Annotated in this window: 13 protein-coding genes; 3 read left to right on the top strand and 10 right to left on the bottom strand. The window is 74.1% G+C overall.

Annotation, left to right across the window (positions count from 1 at the left end):
- Positions 1 to 65 precede the first annotated feature (65 nt).
- Positions 66 to 737, bottom strand: a complete 672-nt coding sequence (gene pdxH / locus ACFCZ1_RS11045) for a pyridoxamine 5'-phosphate oxidase (protein ID WP_376678078.1) — start codon at positions 735 to 737, stop codon at positions 66 to 68.
- 200 nt (positions 738 to 937) lie between these two features.
- On the opposite strand from pdxH, the gene ACFCZ1_RS11040 reads away from it, so the two are divergent.
- A complete protein-coding gene (locus ACFCZ1_RS11040; RefSeq protein ID WP_328926274.1) occupies positions 938 to 2,044 on the top strand; it encodes a citrate synthase 2 in 1,107 nt (368 codons plus the stop codon).
- Between the two features lie 117 nt (positions 2,045 to 2,161).
- Here ACFCZ1_RS11040 and ACFCZ1_RS11035 read toward each other — a convergent pair whose 3' ends face one another.
- From ACFCZ1_RS11035 to ACFCZ1_RS11005, 7 genes are all read right to left on the bottom strand, one after another.
- Positions 2,162 to 2,773, bottom strand: a complete 612-nt coding sequence (locus tag ACFCZ1_RS11035) for a TetR/AcrR family transcriptional regulator (protein WP_376678077.1) — start codon at positions 2,771 to 2,773, stop codon at positions 2,162 to 2,164.
- Positions 2,761 to 3,498 (bottom strand): enoyl-CoA hydratase family protein, encoded by a 738-nt coding sequence (locus tag ACFCZ1_RS11030; RefSeq protein WP_376678076.1) that lies wholly within the window; start codon positions 3,496 to 3,498, stop codon positions 2,761 to 2,763. The genes ACFCZ1_RS11035 and ACFCZ1_RS11030 overlap by 13 nt, the downstream gene beginning before the upstream one ends.
- 157 nt (positions 3,499 to 3,655) lie before the next feature.
- Positions 3,656 to 4,846 carry an acyl-CoA dehydrogenase family protein gene (locus tag ACFCZ1_RS11025; protein WP_376678075.1) on the bottom strand — a complete coding sequence of 397 codons (1,191 nt, stop codon included), beginning with the start codon at positions 4,844 to 4,846 and terminating at the stop codon, positions 3,656 to 3,658.
- Positions 4,843 to 6,780, bottom strand: coding sequence for an acetyl/propionyl/methylcrotonyl-CoA carboxylase subunit alpha (locus tag ACFCZ1_RS11020; protein ID WP_376678249.1), 1,938 nt, complete (start codon positions 6,778 to 6,780; stop codon positions 4,843 to 4,845). Before ACFCZ1_RS11020 ends, ACFCZ1_RS11025 begins: the two co-directional genes overlap by 4 nt.
- Positions 6,781 to 6,794: 14 nt before the next feature.
- Positions 6,795 to 8,393, bottom strand: a complete 1,599-nt coding sequence (locus tag ACFCZ1_RS11015) for an acyl-CoA carboxylase subunit beta (RefSeq protein WP_376678074.1) — start codon at positions 8,391 to 8,393, stop codon at positions 6,795 to 6,797.
- On the bottom strand, positions 8,390 to 10,237 hold the full coding sequence (locus ACFCZ1_RS11010) for an acyclic terpene utilization AtuA family protein (protein ID WP_376678073.1): 1,848 nt from the start codon (positions 10,235 to 10,237) through the stop codon (positions 8,390 to 8,392). The genes ACFCZ1_RS11015 and ACFCZ1_RS11010 overlap by 4 nt, the downstream gene beginning before the upstream one ends.
- Positions 10,234 to 11,046, bottom strand: coding sequence for a TIGR03084 family metal-binding protein (locus ACFCZ1_RS11005; RefSeq protein ID WP_376678072.1), 813 nt, complete (start codon positions 11,044 to 11,046; stop codon positions 10,234 to 10,236). Before ACFCZ1_RS11005 ends, ACFCZ1_RS11010 begins: the two co-directional genes overlap by 4 nt.
- Positions 11,047 to 11,398: 352 nt before the next feature.
- Between ACFCZ1_RS11005 and ACFCZ1_RS11000 the strand changes: the two genes are divergently transcribed.
- On the top strand, positions 11,399 to 13,021 hold the full coding sequence (locus tag ACFCZ1_RS11000; RefSeq protein WP_376678071.1) for a CocE/NonD family hydrolase: 1,623 nt from the start codon (positions 11,399 to 11,401) through the stop codon (positions 13,019 to 13,021).
- 81 nt (positions 13,022 to 13,102) lie between these two features.
- On the top strand, positions 13,103 to 13,477 hold the full coding sequence (gene cutA / locus ACFCZ1_RS10995) for a divalent-cation tolerance protein CutA (RefSeq protein ID WP_376678070.1): 375 nt from the start codon (positions 13,103 to 13,105) through the stop codon (positions 13,475 to 13,477).
- A 42-nt stretch (positions 13,478 to 13,519) separates the two neighbouring features.
- On the opposite strand, the gene ACFCZ1_RS10990 is transcribed toward cutA, so the two are convergent.
- Together ACFCZ1_RS10990 and ACFCZ1_RS10985 are read right to left on the bottom strand one after the other, a co-directional pair.
- Complete coding sequence (locus ACFCZ1_RS10990) at positions 13,520 to 13,876, bottom strand: iron chaperone (protein ID WP_376678069.1); 357 nt, start codon at positions 13,874 to 13,876, stop codon at positions 13,520 to 13,522.
- Positions 13,876 to 14,877 carry a DMT family transporter gene (locus tag ACFCZ1_RS10985; RefSeq protein WP_376678068.1) on the bottom strand — a complete coding sequence of 334 codons (1,002 nt, stop codon included), beginning with the start codon at positions 14,875 to 14,877 and terminating at the stop codon, positions 13,876 to 13,878. The genes ACFCZ1_RS10990 and ACFCZ1_RS10985 overlap by 1 nt, the downstream gene beginning before the upstream one ends.
- Between the last annotated feature and the right edge of the window lie 21 nt (positions 14,878 to 14,898).

The raw sequence follows: 14,898 nt of genomic DNA, 5'->3' as shown, positions 1-14,898 counted from the left end.
GGGGAGAGACCCGAGCCCGCGGGTCGTCTGCGTGTGCGGGCCCGCATGGATGCGGGCCCGCGGCCCTACGGGCAGAGGCGCTCGACGCGCCACCCGGTCGGCTCCGCGCCTCCCCGGACGTACCGCAGACGGTCGTGGAGGCGGTTCTCGTGGCCCTGCCAGAACTCCACCTCGTCGGGGGTGACCCGGATGCCGCCCCACTGCGGCGGAACCGGGACCTGCTCGCCCTCCGGGTAGCGGGCGGCGAGCTCGGCGTAGCGGCGGTCCAGTTCCGCACGGGAGCCGATCACGGTGGACTGCTCGCTGGCCCAGGCGCCCAGCTGCGAGCCGTGCGGGCGAGAGCGGAAGTACGCCGCCGTCTCGTCACGGCCGATACGGGCCGCCGTCCCGGTGACGACGACCTGGCGGGCGATGGGGTGCCAGGGGAACAGCAGGGCGACGTGCGGGTTCTCGGCGAGTTCGCGGCCCTTGCGGGATCCATAATTGGTGAAGAAGACGAAGCCCCGCTCGTCGAACTGCTTGAGCAGCACCGTACGGGAGCTGGGGCGGCCGTCGGCCGTTGCCGTCGAGACGATCATCGCGTTCGGTTCGAAGACGTGCGCGTCGGCGGCCTGCTGGAACCACCGGGCGAACTGCCTCAGCGGATCCTCGGCGAGGCTCTCCTCCTCGACGATCTGCGAGCGGTACTGCTTGCGCATGGTGGCGGGGTCAAGGTCCTGGTCGGTCACCCGGGTCATCCTGCCGCAGCGGAACCATCGGCGGTGTGCCGTATGTCACGCTTCCGCAGTTCATCCGGAACGGACAAAATCTTGGGGCCGGTCCGAAGGTCCCCGCACGGATGACCATCGGCCGTGCCGGGCATCAACGGGGATGACCGCGCCGGACCGCGAATCACGCCGGGAGCCGCGCGTGTTCGCACTATCTGAGGAGCCGCCTGATGTCCGACTTCGTACCCGGGCTCGAAGGGGTCGTCGCGTTCGAGACGGAGATCGCCGAACCGGATAAGGAAGGCGGTGCGCTCCGCTACCGCGGGGTAGACATCGAGGACCTCGTCGGTCACGTCTCCTTCGGGAACGTGTGGGGTCTGCTGGTCGACGGTGCCTTCAACCCCGGCCTTCCCGCCGCCGAGCCCTTCCCCATCCCGGTCCACTCCGGTGACATCCGCGTCGACGTGCAGTCCGCGCTCGCCATGCTCGCCCCCGTGTGGGGGCTGAAACCGCTCCTGGACATCGACGAGCGCACCGCGCGCGACGATCTCGCGCGGGCGGCCGTCATGGCCCTCTCGTACGTCGCCCAGTCCGCCCGCGGCCAGGGCCTGCCCATGGTGCCCCAGCGGGAGATCGACAAGGCCGAGTCCGTCGTCGAGCGGTTCATGATCCGCTGGCGGGGCGAGCCCGACCCCAAGCACGTCAAGGCCGTCGACGCGTACTGGACCTCGGCCGCCGAGCACGGCATGAACGCCTCCACGTTCACCGCGCGGGTGATCGCTTCGACCGGCGCCGACGTGGCGGCCGCGCTGTCCGGCGCCGTCGGCGCGATGTCCGGGCCGCTGCACGGCGGGGCGCCGTCCCGCGTCCTCGGCATGATCGAGGAGATCGAGCGCACCGGCGACGCCGTGGCGTACGTGAAGAAGGCCCTGGACAAGGGCGAGCGGCTGATGGGCTTCGGGCACCGCGTCTACCGGGCCGAGGACCCGCGTGCGCGCGTGCTGCGGCGCACCGCCAAGGAACTGGACGCGCCGCGCTACGAGGTGGCCGCCGCGCTGGAGAAGGCCGCGCTGGAGGAGCTGCACGCGCGCCGCCCCGACCGGGTGCTGGCCACCAACGTGGAGTTCTGGGCCGCGATCATGCTGGACTTCGCGGAGGTGCCGGCGCACATGTTCACCTCGATGTTCAGCTGCGCCCGTACCGCCGGATGGTCGGCGCACATCCTGGAGCAGAAGCGCACCGGCCGCCTGGTGCGTCCGTCGGCCCGCTACATCGGGCCGGGGCGGCGCGACCCCCGCGACATCGTGGGGTACGCCGACATCGCCGAGACGGCCTGATCGTCTCTCGCGCACACCAGGGCGTCGCATCCCGGTTCGTCCGGGGTGCGGCGCCCTTCGCGGTCCCGTGCCCGCGTACTCCCGTGCCCGCGTGTCCGCGTGTCCGCGTGCCCGCGGTCAGCCCAGGGCGGTGTCCAGGATGCGGGCCCACTGGGTGACCACGCGGGCGCGCCGGGCCGTGTCGTCGGTGAGGACATTGGCGAGGCCCAGGCCGCGGGCCATGTCGAGGAGGCCCTGCACGGTCTCGCGTACACCCGGGACGGACTCGTCGGCGCCCAGCAGTTCGACGGCGATGCGGTGGGTCTCGCGGCCGACGCGGGCCTCCAGTTCGGTGACCCGGGGGCGCAGCTGCTCCTCGTTGGAGGCGGCGACCCACAGTTGCAGGGCGGCCCGGAAGAGGGTGCCCGTGTACAGGTCCACGAGCGCCTCCACCACGGAGGTGCGGGCGGCGGGACCGGCGTGGAAGAGCTCGCGCAGGGCCGTGGACCGCTCCTCGGCGACGTACTCGACGGCCGCGGTGAAGAGGTCCTCGCGGGTCGGGAAGTGGTGCTGTGCCGCGCCGCGCGAGACTCCGGCGCGTTCGGCGACGACGGACACGGTGGAGCCGGCCCAGCCGTGCTCGGCCAGGCAGGAGACGGCGGCCTCCAGGAGGTGGCGGCGGGTGACGCGGCTGCGGGCCTGCTTCGGCCCGTGGGCGGGGCCCTGCTTCGGGCCGGTCACAGCGACCATGACGGGTCCCGGCGCTCGAAGCGGGCGGTGATGCCCTCGCGGGCCTCGGCGGAGGCGAAGAGTTCCGCGGACAGCTCGGTCAGGCGGGCGCCGTCGCGGTCCAGGGCCTCGCGCACGGGGGCGGCGGTCAGCGCCTTGGTGGCGGCCAGACCCTGCGGGGAGGCCTTGCGCAGGCCGGCGAGGACGGGCTCCAGGGCCTCGTCGACGTCGTCGGCGTGCAGGGTGAGCAGACCGATCCGGGCGGCTTCGGCGGCGTCGAAGTGCTCGGCGGTGAGGAAGTAGCGGGCGGCGGCGCGCGGGTCGAGGCGCGGGAGCAGCGGCATGGAGATCACGGCGGGCGCGAGGCCGAGGTGGGTCTCGGTGAACGCGTACGAGGACCGCGGTCCGGCGGCGGCGATGTCGCAGACGCCGAGCAGGCCGAGGCCGCCTGCCCGGACGTGGCCGGTGACGCGCGCGACGACCGGCTTGGGCAGTCCGGCGATCTCGCGGAGCAGCGCCAGGAAGTCGGCCGGGGCCGAGGGGGACTTGAGGTCGGCGCCCGCGCAGAAGGTGGTGCCGGTGTGGGTGAGGACGAGGCCGCGGACCTCCGGGTCCGCGGCGGCGGTGGCGAGGGCGGCGCGGAGGTCTCCGACGAGGGCTTCGGAGAGCGCGTTGCGGTTGGCCGGGGAGTCCAGGGTGAGCGTGGTGACGCCGGTCGCTTGCGCGGCGTGCACGAGTGCGGGCATGGCTCCTCCGGAGCGGGGTGTACGGAACGGGCGGGGTCTCCCGGGGGGAGGGTATGCGGTCGCCCCGCCCGGATTCGGGCGGGGGCCGGACAGGGGCGGGGCAGGGGCCGGGTGCGGCTGCGCCGGGGCGGGTGCCGGCCCCGGCCACGCCGTCGGCCTAGTAGGACTTGGGGAGGCCCAGGGTCTGGTGGGAGACGAAGTTGAGGATCATCTCGCGGCTGACCGGGGCGATGCGGGCCACGCGGGCGGCGGTGACCAGGGAGGCCAGGCCGTATTCGCGGGTGAGGCCGTTGCCGCCGAGGGTGTGGACGGACTGGTCCACCGCGCGCACGCAGGCCTCGGCGGCGGCGTACTTGGCCATGTTCGCGGCCTCGCCCGCGCCCATGTCGTCGCCCGCGTCGTAGAGGTACGCGGCCTTCTGCATCATCAGGCGGGCCAGTTCCAGCTCGATGTGGGCCGCGGCCAGAGGGTGTGCCACGGCCTGGTGGGCGCCGATGGGGTCCTTCCAGACCTGGCGGGTCTTGGCGTACTCGACGGCCCGGGCGAGGGCGTAGCGGCCCATGCCGATGGCGAAGGCGGCGGTCATGATGCGTTCGGGGTTGAGCCCGGCGAAGAGCTGGAGGAGCCCCGCGTCCTCTCCCCCTACGCCTTCGGCGTGGGAGGTGCCCCCTCCGACCAGCGCGTCGGCCGGCAGCCGTACGTCGTCCAGGGCCAGTTCGAACTGCTTCTCCGCCGCCTGGAGTTCCATGTCGATCGGCGAGTGGGCGAAGCCGGGGGTGTCCCTGGGGACGATGAACAGGCACGGCTTGAGGCGGCCGGTGCGGGCGTCCTCGGTGCGGCCGACGATGAGGGTGGCGTCGGCGATGTCGACGCCGGAGATGAAGACCTTGCGGCCGGTGAGGATCCAGTCGTCGCCGTCGCGGCGGGCGGTGGTGGTGATGCGGTGGGAATTGGAGCCCGCGTCGGGTTCGGTGATGCCGAAGGCCATGGTGCGGCTGCCGTCGGCGAGGCCGGGGAGCCAGGACCGCCGCTGGGCCTCGGTGCCGAAGCGGGCGATGACCGTGCCGCAGATGGCGGGTGAGACGACCATCATGAGGAGGGGACAGCCCGCGGCGCCGAGTTCTTCGAGGACGATGGACAGTTCGGCGATGCCGCCGCCTCCGCCGCCGTACTCCTCGGGCAGGCTGACGCCGAGGTAGCCGAGCTTGGCGGCGTCGGCCCACAGCTCGTCGGGGTGGCCGCCCTCGCGGGCGAGGCGGGCGAGGTACGCGCGGCCGTACTTCCGGCCGAGGGCGGCGACCGCCGTGCGCAGGGCCTTGTGCTCTTCGGTCTCGATGACGGGACTCATGACTGCGGTGCCTCCTGTGCTTCCTGGACTACGGCGAGCAGGGCGCCGAACTCGACCTGTTGGCCGGTGGCGGCGTGGAGCGCGGTGAGCGTGCCGGAGGCGGGAGCGAGGATGCGGTGCTCCATCTTCATGGCCTCCAGCCAGAGCAGGGGCTGCCCGGCGGTGACGGGGCTGCCGGGAGCGAGGCCCTCGGCGACGCGGACGACGGTGCCGGGCATGGGGGCGAGCAGGGAGCCCGGTTCGGTGCGGTCCTGGGGGTCGGCGAACCGGGGCACGGGGGTGAGGGTGTGGGATCCGCAGAGCGTGGAGTCGACGTAGACCTCACCCTTGTTCGAATTTTGTTTCACGTGGAACACGCGGCGGATCCCCTCGACTTCGAGGGTGACGAGGGTGGGACTGGCGGCCAGGACCCGGACTCCCGGGTGGTCCACCGGGTGGTAGCGGACCTCGTACTCGGTGGCCGCGGTGCCGGCCGCCGTGTAGCGGCGGGTCTGGGGCTGGGAGCGCACGTTGCGCCAGCCGCCCAGGCGGGTGGCGAGCGGGGCGCCGGGGGCCGGGGCGGCCTCGGCGAGGGCCGCGGCCAGGGCGGACAGGGTGGCGTCCGGCGCTGCCTCGGTGAGGGCCGGGAGGTGGCGGTCGTAGAAACCGGTGTCGAGCCGTCCGGCGGTGAACTCCGGGTGGCGCAGGGACCGTACGAGGAGCTCGCGGTTGGTGGTGAGCCCGTGGATGCGGGCTCCGGCGAGGGCGTGGGCGAGGGCGCGTACGGCTTCGGCACGGGTGGGGGCGTGGGCGACGACCTTGGCGAGCATGGGGTCGTAGTGGATGCCGACGGTGTCCCCGTCGGTGAAGCCGGTGTCCACGCGGACCTCGCCGGGGACGGCGAGGGTGTGCAGGATCCCGGTCTGGGGGCGCCAGTCCTGGGCGGGATCCTCGGCGTAGAGGCGGGCCTCCACGGCGTGGCCGGTGTGCGGGGGCGGGGTCGGGGGCAGCGCCGCGCCCTCGGCGACGCGCAGCTGGAGGGCGACGAGGTCGATGCCGAAGACGGCTTCGGTGACGGGGTGTTCGACCTGGAGCCGGGTGTTCATCTCCAGGAAGTACGGGCGCCCGTCGGCGGTGACGAGGAACTCGACGGTGCCCGCGCCCCGGTAGGAGACGGCGCGGGCGGCGGCGACGGCGGCCTCGTGGAGGCTCTCGCGCAGGCGGTCCGGCAGGCCCGGCGCGGGGGCCTCCTCGATGACCTTCTGGTGGCGCCGCTGGAGGGAGCAGTCGCGGGTGCCCAGCGCCCAGACGGTGCCGTGGGCGTCGGCGAGGATCTGCACCTCGACGTGGCGGCCGCGCTCCACGTAGGGCTCGGCGAAGACCTCGCCGTCACCGAAGGCGGAGCGGGCCTCGGCGCGGGCGGCCTCCAGCTCCTCCTCCAGGGCGTCGAGGCCGCGGACGACGCGCATCCCGCGGCCGCCTCCCCCGGCCGCGGCCTTCAGGAGGAGGGGCAGGTCGGCGGCGGTGGCGGCGGCCGGGTCGACGGGGTCGAGGAGCGGGACCCCGGCGGCGCGCATCAGGTCCTTGGCGCGGGTCTTGGAGGCCATGGCCTCGATGGCCTCGGGCGGCGGGCCGATCCAGGTCAGCCCCGCGGCCTGGACCTCGCGGGCGAAGCCGGCGTTCTCGGAGAGGAAGCCGTAGCCGGGGTGGACGGCGTCGGCCCCGGCGGCGAGGGCGGCCTTGATGATCAGGTCGCCGCGCAGATAGGTGTCGGCGGGCGCCGCGCCGGGGAGGCGTACGGCCGCGTCGGCGGTGCGGACGTGGAGGGCGTCGGCGTCCGGGTCGGAGTGGACCGCCACGGTGGCCAGGCCCAGGGCGCGGGCGCTGCGGAAGACGCGGACGGCGATCTCGCCGCGGTTGGCCACCAGTACGGACGACAGGGGTGTGCTGGGCATGGTCATGTACGGGCTCACATCCGGAAGACGCCGAAGCCGCCGCGGGCGCCCTCGACGGGGGCGTTGTGGACGGCTGACAGGCACAGGCCGAGGACGGTGCGGGTGTCGCGCGGGTCGATGACCCCGTCGTCGTACAGCCGTCCGGACAGGAACATCGGCAGGGACTCGGACTCGATCTGCGCCTCGACGAAGGCGCGCATCCCGGCGTCCGCCTCCTCGTCGTACGGCTGCCCCTTCGCCGCGGCGGACTGCCTCGACACGATGGAGAGCACGCCCGCGAGCTGCTGCGGGCCCATGACGGCGGACTTGGCGCTGGGCCAGGCGAAGAGGAAGCGGGGCTCGTAGGCGCGTCCGCACATGCCGTAGTGGCCGGCGCCGTAGCTGGCGCCGATCAGGACGGAGAGGTGGGGGACGCGCGAGTTGGACACCGCGTTGATCATCATCGATCCGTGCTTGATGATGCCGCCCTGCTCGTACTCCTTGCCGACCATGTAGCCGGTGGTGTTGTGGAGGAAGAGCAGGGGGATGTCACGCTGGTTGGCGAGCTGGATGAACTGGGCCGCCTTCTGCGACTCGGCGCTGAACAGCACGCCCTGGGCGTTGGCGAGGATGCCGACCGGGTAGCCGTGGAGGGTGGCCCAGCCGGTGACGAGGCTGGTGCCGTAGAGGGGCTTGAACTCGTCGAAGTCGGAGGCGTCGACGATGCGGGCGATGACCTCGCGGGGGTCGAAGGGCGTCTTGAGGTCGGGCGGGACGATCCCGAGGAGCTCGTCGGGGTCGTAGAGGGGCTCGTCGGCCTTCGGCGGGTCCGCGTGCGGCTTGCGGTGGTTCAGGCGGGCGACGACGCGGCGGGCCTGGCGGATCGCGTCGTGCTCGTCGAGGGCGTAGTAGTCGGCGAGGCCGGAGGTGCGGGCGTGCATGTCGGCTCCGCCGAGGGACTCGTCGTCGCTCTCCTCGCCGGTGGCCATCTTGACCAGCGGCGGGCCGCCGAGGAACACCTTGGAGCGGTCCTTGATCATGATGGTGTGGTCGGACATGCCGGGGACGTACGCGCCTCCGGCGGTGGAGTTGCCGAAGACGACGGCGACGGTCGGGATCCCCTCGGCCGAGAGCCGGGTGAGGTCGCGGAAGATCGCGCCGCCCGGGATGAAGATCTCCTTCTGGGAGGGCAGGTCGGCGCCGCCGGACTCCACGAGGCTGATGCAGGGGAGGCGGTTCTGCCGGGCGATCTCGTTGGCCCGAAGGGCCTTCTTCAGGGTCCACGGGTTGCTGGCGCCGCCGCGGACGGTCGGGTCGTTGGCGGTGACCAGGCACTCGACGCCCTCGACCGTGCCGATGCCGGTGACCATGGAGGCGCCGACGGGGTAGTCGCTGCCCCAGGCGGCGAGCGGGGACAGCTCCAGGAACGGGGTGTCCGGGTCGAGGAGCAGCTCGATGCGTTCGCGGGCCAGGAGCTTGCCCCGGGTCTTGTGGCGGGCGGTGTACTTCTCGCCGCCGCCCGCGAGGGCCTTGGCGTGCTCGGCGTCGAGCGCGGCCAGGCGCTCCAGCGCGGCGGTACGGGCCCGCGCGTGCTCGGGGGCGTGGGGGTCGACGGTGGTACCGAGGCGGGTCATGGGCCGGTCCCCTCCGGGGCGGGTGTGGGCAGCAGGTGGGACGGGATGTCGAGGTGGCGGGCGCGGAGCCATTCGCCGAGGGCCTTGGCCTGGGGGTCGAACCGGTGGCCGGAGGCGACGCCGTCGCCGAGGATGCCGGTGACGGTGAAGTTCAGGGCCCGCAGTCGCGGCAGCGCGTGGCGGGTGACGGGCAGGTCCCGGGTTTCGGGGAGCAGCTCCCGCAGCAGCTCGACGGTGAGGGTGCGGTCGAGCCAGGCCCACGCCGCGTCGGACTCGACCCATACGCCGACGTTGGCGTCACCGCCCTTGTCGCCGCTGCGTGCTCCGGCCACGGCCCCGAGGGGGGCGCGGGTGGTGGGCCCCGCGGGGCTCTCCCCCGCCCCGCCCGTTGCCGGGACCTGGGGCTCCGTCGGCAGGGCCGCATTCGGCCGGGGCCGGACCGAGCACTGGAGGTCCGGGGGCGGAGCCCCCGCCGGGGCCGGGGCGGAGTCCCGGGGGCGGCCGGCGGGGTCGCAGGCCGAGGTTTCGGGCAGCGCCGGGGTGGGGGGAAGGGGAAGGCTCCGCGCGGCGGTGACCGGCAGACGGGTGCCGTCGGCCAGGACCGCCACGTGGGGGACCGAGTCCGCCGGGACCAGGGCCGAGGTGAACACCCCGTAGGGCTGGGCCGGTCCGGGCGGGGCGGTGACGTGGAATCCCGGGTAGCTGGCCAGGGCGAGTTCGATCGCCGCCGAGGTCAGGCCGCGGCCCACACGGTCCGGGGAGGGGTCGCGGACCACCAGGCGCAGGAGGGCGCCGGCCGTCTCCTGTGTCGGGGCGTCCTCGTGGTCCGTGCGGGACAGGGTCCACACCGCGTCGGCCACGCCCTCCAGGGCTGCGCAGAGCTGGGCGCGGACCAGCTCCGCCTTCGCCTCGATGTCCAGGCCGGTCAGGACGAAGACCACCTCGTTGCGCCAGCCGCCGATGCGGGTGACGCCCACCTTGAGGGAGGGCGGGGGAGCCTCGCCGCGCACACCCGAGATACGGACGCGGTCGGTGTCCTCCTCGGTCAGCCGGACCGTGTCCAGGCGGGCCGTCACGTCCGGGCCGAGATAACGGACCCCTTGGGTCTCGTAGAGGAGCTGGGCCGTGACCGTCCCGGTGGTGACGGCCCCGCCCGTGCCCGGGTGCTTGGTGATCACCGAGGAGCCGTCCGCGGAGATCTCCGCCAGGGGGAAGCCCGGGCGGCGGACGTCGTGCGCGGTGAAGAAGGAGTAGTTCCCGCCGGTGGCCTGGGTTCCGCACTCCAGGACGTGGCCCGCGACGACCGCCCCCGCCAGCCGGTCGTAGTCGTCCGGCGCCCAGTCGAACCACCAGGCCGCCGGGCCGCTGACCAGCGCCGCGTCCGTGACCCGGCCGGTCACGACCACGTCCGCGCCCGCCCGCAGGCAGGCGGCGATCCCGGCGCCGCCGAGGTAGGCGTTGGCGATGAGCGCCCCTTCCCCGTACGGCATCAGGTCGTCGCCCTCGACGTGCGCGACGCGGACGGGGACCCCGGCCTTGGCCGCCAGCGCCCGTACGGCGCCGGCCAGTCCGGCCGGGTTCAGCCCGCCGGCGTTCGTGACGATCCGTACGCCGCGCTCGTGCGCGAGCCCGAGTCCCTCCTCCAGCTGCCGCAGGAAGGTCTTGGCGTAGCCGAGGTCCGGGTCCTTCAGGCGGTCGCGGCCGAGGATCAGCATGGTCAGCTCGGCCAGGTAGTCCCCGGTCACCACGTCCAGCTCGCCGCCGGTCAGCATCTCTCGCAGGGCGTCGAAGCGGTCCCCGTAGAAGCCGGAGGCGTTGCCGACGCGCAGCGGGCGGCGGGTCACCGCGAGGCTCCCGGCTCGCGGCCGGGGCCCGCCGGGCCCGCGAAGGCCTGGGCGATGCCGAGCCAGCGGTCCGCGTCGGCGCCGGTCGCGGTCAGGGCCAGGTCGGTGCGGTGGGCCCGCTGGGTCACCAGGAGGCAGAAGTCGAGCGCCGGGCCCGTGATCCGCTGCGGGGCGTCCGGCGGGCCGTACGTCCACACGTCCGTGCCGTCGGGCGCCGTCAACTCCACCCGGAACTCCCCGGCGGGCGCGGGCAGTGCGCGTACGGCGAAGGCGTAGTCGCGGGCCCGTACGCCGATCCGGGCCACGTGCCGCAGCCGGTCGGTCGGGGTGCGGCGGACGCCGAGCGCGTCGGCGACGTCCTGGCCGTGCGCCCAGGTCTCCATCAGCCGGGCGCTGGCCATGGAGGCGGCCTTCATCGGCGGCCCGTACCAGGGGAAGCGGGTGTCGGGTGAGGCCGCGCCGAGGGCCTCGTCGAGGGCGGCGCGGCCGGAGCGCCAGCGGGCGAGCAGTTCGGCGGGCGGTAGTCCCGCGCCCTCCGCCGCGCCCTCGTCGACGAACGAGTCGGGGGCCTTCAGGGCCTCCTCGACCATGCGGCCGAAGCCGTCGGCGTCGGTGAGGGAGAGCAGCGCGGCCCGGTCGGTCCAGTGCAGGTGGGCGATCTGGTGGGCGATGCTCCAGCCCGGCGCGGGGGTGGGCCGGGCCCAGTCGGGGTCCGGCAACTGCCCTACCAGGGTGTCCAGTTCAAGGCCCTCCTCGCGCAGATCGGCGAAGACGGCGGCGGTGGCATCGACGGCGGACGGATCGGGCACGGCGTGCTCCCCTCTCGGCGTGAGGGGAAGACTGGCAGCCTCGGCGAAAACAATCAAGCATGCTTGCATGATTTGGCCGGACGGCGGCGCGTTCCCGCCACCCGCGCCAACCCAGCCCAGGAAAAGGGGAGTTGACGCCGACGAGGAAGGGGGCTGGTCCCGCGCCGCCGCCCCCACCCGGCACGCAGGGGGCGATTCAGGCCGTAAGCCGGAAACTCGCGAAACGTCACCGGATGTCCCGTCGATACTGGACGTTCCGCTCCGGGCCCGGGCGAACACGCGACCTCGATCGCGCGCGCAAGCACACGTTCATGTCACTCGACGCAGACGACGACGAAGAGGATGAACAGACGTGACTCAAGCCGCCCGAACCCCCTTCTCCCTCCATCCCGAACTCGACGCGACCGCCCTCGGCGCCTTCGTCACCGCCCTGGAGAGCGGCGACGTCACCGGTCTCGCCCCCGCCCGCGCCGCCGAGGTCGCCGATTTCCGCTCCGCCGCCGTCTTCGGCCGCGGCAAGGTGACCGGCGCGGACGGGGATGCGCTCGACGCCGCGCTCTGGCTCCACACCGGGATCCAGCCGCGCCCGCTGATCGTGATGCCCTCGCCCTGGACCGGCCTGGGCTGGCTCGTGTACGCCGTCCAGGCCACCCTCTTCGCGGCCCGCGGCTACAACGTCCTCGCCTACACGACCCGCGGCTTCGCCGCCTCCGAGGGCCAGGTGGAGGTGGCGGGCCCGCTGGACGTCGCCGACGGCAGCCGCGCCCTGGACCACCTCGTCGAGCGCAGCGCCGGGCCGGTGACGGGGATCGGCTTCCTCGGGGACTCGTACGGCGCGGGCATCAGCCAGCTGGTCGCCGCGCACGACACCCGGGTCGACGCGGTGGTCGCGCTCAGCAGCTGGGGCGATCTCGGGGAGGCGTTCTACGAGAACTCCACGCGCCGCGTCGAAGCCGTACGGGCCCTGCTCGAGGCGGCCGCGAAGGCGCGGCTGAGCCCGCAGACGCAGAGCGTCTTCGACAACGTCCTCGCCGGCCGCGACGCCCAGGGCACCCTGGCCTGGGCGGAGTCGCGCTCGCCCTTCACGCACGTCAAGGAGCTCAACCGGCGCGGGGTGCCGGTCCTCTACGCGCACGCCTGGCACGAGACGCTCTTCCCGCCCAACCAGACCCTGAAGACGTTCAACGAGCTGACCGGCCCCAAGCGCCTGGTCCTGTCCGTCGGAGACCATTCCGGGCCCGAGTCGTCCGGCATGTTCGGCATGCCCAACCGGATCTGGACGGACGCCCACCGCTGGTTCGACCACCACCTCAAGGGGATCGACAACGGCGTCGCCGACGAGGGCGAGGTGCTCAGCGAGGTCATGTGGAGCAGGACCCTCGAACCCCGTCCGACCTGGCCCTCCCTCACCGAGCACGTTCACCGGCTGCACCTGGCGGGCGGCGGGGAACTGGCGGAGCAGCCCGAGGCCGGCTGGACGGCGACCGTGGTGTGCGGGATGGACACCCCGGCGACCGTCGCCGACGCGGTCGTCACGGCCGGCTACGCGGAGATGGCCGGCCGGCCGAAGGTCTACCCGACGGACGACATCGAGCGTTCCGTCGCCGCGGTGTGGGCCTCGGCCCCGGCGCCGGAGACCACCCGGCTGCGCGGCACACCGAGACTGCGCGTGACGTACCGGGCGGCCAACCCCGGGTCCACCTTCGTCGCCTACCTCCTCGACACGGCGCCCGACGGCTCGGCCCACATCGTCACGCACGCCCCGTTCTCCGACCTCGACTCGGCGCCCGACAGCCTGATCAGCGCGGACATCGAGCTCCAGGCCACGGCGTACGACGTCCCGCGCGGCAACCGGCTGATGCTGGTGATCGACGCCCGCGACCCCTTCTACGGCGATGCCAACCTGCCGCGTGCGACGCTGGCGTTCACCTCACCGGAGACGACGCCCTCGTACCTGGACCTGCCGCTCGGATAGGGCGGGGCCGGCCCCGCCGGCCGGTCCCCTGGCCGACGGGGCCCGCGGTCAGGGTCGGGGCACCGATGCAGGAGGGCGACCGTGGCGACCGACACCGACACAGGCACCGACACAGGCACCGAGACCGCGGCCGAGACCGCGATCGTGATCGCGCAGACGGCCATCGACGACGAGCTGAGGGCGGCGGAACCGGCGCGGGGTGCCGTGGAGCTGCGGCTGGCGGCCTGCGCACACATCGACCCGCCCGTCACCGCCGTCTACCGGTGGCAGGGGAGCCTGGAGAGCGCCACGGAGTGGCGCGTCTCCTACAAAACGACGCGCGAGCGGCTGCCGGCCCTCGCCGAGGGGGTCGGGTCCGCCCACGCCTACGACGTGCCGGAGTGGATCGTGCTCCCCGTCACCGTCGGCTCCGCCGCCTACCTCGCGCGGGTCGCCGAGCAGACCGTGCCCGGGTAGCAGACCGTGCCCGGGTAGGCCGCCGCCGTGGTGCCGGGCCCGTCAGCAGACCGTGCCCGGACCGGCCGCGGCCGTCGCGCGCAGGAGGTCGCGCAGGAGGTCGAAGTCGATCCCGTCCGTGCGACGGAAGCGGAGGCAGCCCTTGCCCATGTCGTGGGCGGCCAGCCGGTCCGCGAAGGCGTCGCGGACGTCCGTGCGCAGCAGGTAGAAGGAGACGTACTGCTTCTGGTTCGCCCAGGCGATCTCCGCGGCCTGCTCACCGGACCGCACGTACGCCGGCATGCCGTACGCGATGACCTCCGCGAAGCCCGGCAGTTCGGCCAGGCACAGCTCTCGCAGCCTGGTCAGGGCCGGGCGGCGGGCCTCCGGGACCCCGGCCAGGTACGTGACGGCGTCCATCAGGCGGCCCGCCCCCGGGCCCGGTCCGGGGTCCGCTTCCGGGTCTGCGCGCGGACCGCGCCCATGCTGGCCGCGATCACCAGCGCGATGGCCGCGGCGTCCAGGGCGGACATGGCCTGGTCCAGGACGAGGAAGCCCGCGGTGGCCGCGATGGCCGGCTCCAGGCTCATCAGGATCGCGAAGGTCGGCGCGGGAAGCCTTCGCAGGGCCAGCAGTTCCAGGGTGTACGGGAGCACGGAGGACAGCACGGCCACGCCGGCGCCCAGCGCCAGGGTGCTCGGGACCAGCAGGCCGGAGCCGGCTTCGGCGATGCCCAGCGGCAGCGAGAGCACCGCGGCCACCGCCATCGCCAGGGCCAGTCCGTCGGCCTGCGGGAAGCGGCGGCCCGTCCGCGCGCTGAACACGATGTACGCCGCCCACATCGCGCCCGCCCCGAGCGCGAAGGCCGCGCCCAGCGGGTCGAGACCGGCGAAGCCGCCCCCGCCGTGACTGGACAGCAGCACGACACCGGCCAGGGCCAGACCCGCCCACAGCACGTTCACCGGGCGCCGGGAGACGACGACGGAGAGGGCGAGCGGCCCGAGCACCTCAAGGGTGACGGCCGGGCCGAGCGGGATGCGGTCGATGGCCTGGTAGAAGAGGCCGTTCATGCCCGCCATGGCCACGCCGAAGGCGACCACCGTGCCCCAGTCGGCGCGGACGTAGCCGCGGACCTTGGGGCGGCACAGGGCCAGCAGCACGAGCGCGGCGGCCGCGAGGCGCAGGGTGACCACGCCCGCCGCCCCGACCCTCGGCATGACCATGACCGCGAGGGCGGCGCCGAACTGCACCGAGACCCCCGCCGAGACCACCAGCGCGACGGGCCCGAAACGGGAGCCCCCGCCGGACTGCGGGACGGCGGCCGCCGCGGCGGCGCCGGCCTCGGCGGCCGGCGCCACCGCCGGGGCTGCGGGCGCCCCCGGGGCCGCGGGTGCCGGGGACGAGGACGAGGATGCGGGCATTTCTCCAGATTAGAGGGTCGT

It is taken from the genome of Streptomyces sp. NPDC056224, from assembly GCF_042267665.1.
GTDB lineage: Bacteria > Actinomycetota > Actinomycetes > Streptomycetales > Streptomycetaceae > Streptomyces.
The sequence above is the reverse complement of the archived record's forward strand: the minus strand, read 5'-3'. Positions and strand labels throughout refer to the sequence as shown.

What these genes read in the sequence shown, in the direction of transcription:
- ACFCZ1_RS11020 (WP_376678249.1), bottom strand. Translation starts at nt 6,780, where the DNA reads ATGCCCAGCACACCCCTGTCGTCCGTACTGGTGGCCAACCGCGGCGAG.
- ACFCZ1_RS10990 (WP_376678069.1), bottom strand. Translation starts at nt 13,876, where the DNA reads ATGGACGCCGTCACGTACCTGGCCGGGGTCCCGGAGGCCCGCCGCCCG.
- ACFCZ1_RS11015 (WP_376678074.1), bottom strand. Translation starts at nt 8,393, where the DNA reads ATGACCCGCCTCGGTACCACCGTCGACCCCCACGCCCCCGAGCACGCG.
- ACFCZ1_RS11025 (WP_376678075.1), bottom strand. Translation starts at nt 4,846, where the DNA reads ATGAGTCCCGTCATCGAGACCGAAGAGCACAAGGCCCTGCGCACGGCG.
- ACFCZ1_RS11030 (WP_376678076.1), bottom strand. Translation starts at nt 3,498, where the DNA reads ATGCCCGCACTCGTGCACGCCGCGCAAGCGACCGGCGTCACCACGCTC.
- pdxH (WP_376678078.1), bottom strand. Translation starts at nt 737, where the DNA reads ATGACCCGGGTGACCGACCAGGACCTTGACCCCGCCACCATGCGCAAG.
- ACFCZ1_RS11035 (WP_376678077.1), bottom strand. Translation starts at nt 2,773, where the DNA reads ATGGTCGCTGTGACCGGCCCGAAGCAGGGCCCCGCCCACGGGCCGAAG.
- ACFCZ1_RS10985 (WP_376678068.1), bottom strand. Translation starts at nt 14,877, where the DNA reads ATGCCCGCATCCTCGTCCTCGTCCCCGGCACCCGCGGCCCCGGGGGCG.
- ACFCZ1_RS11040 (WP_328926274.1), top strand. Translation starts at nt 938, where the DNA reads ATGTCCGACTTCGTACCCGGGCTCGAAGGGGTCGTCGCGTTCGAGACG.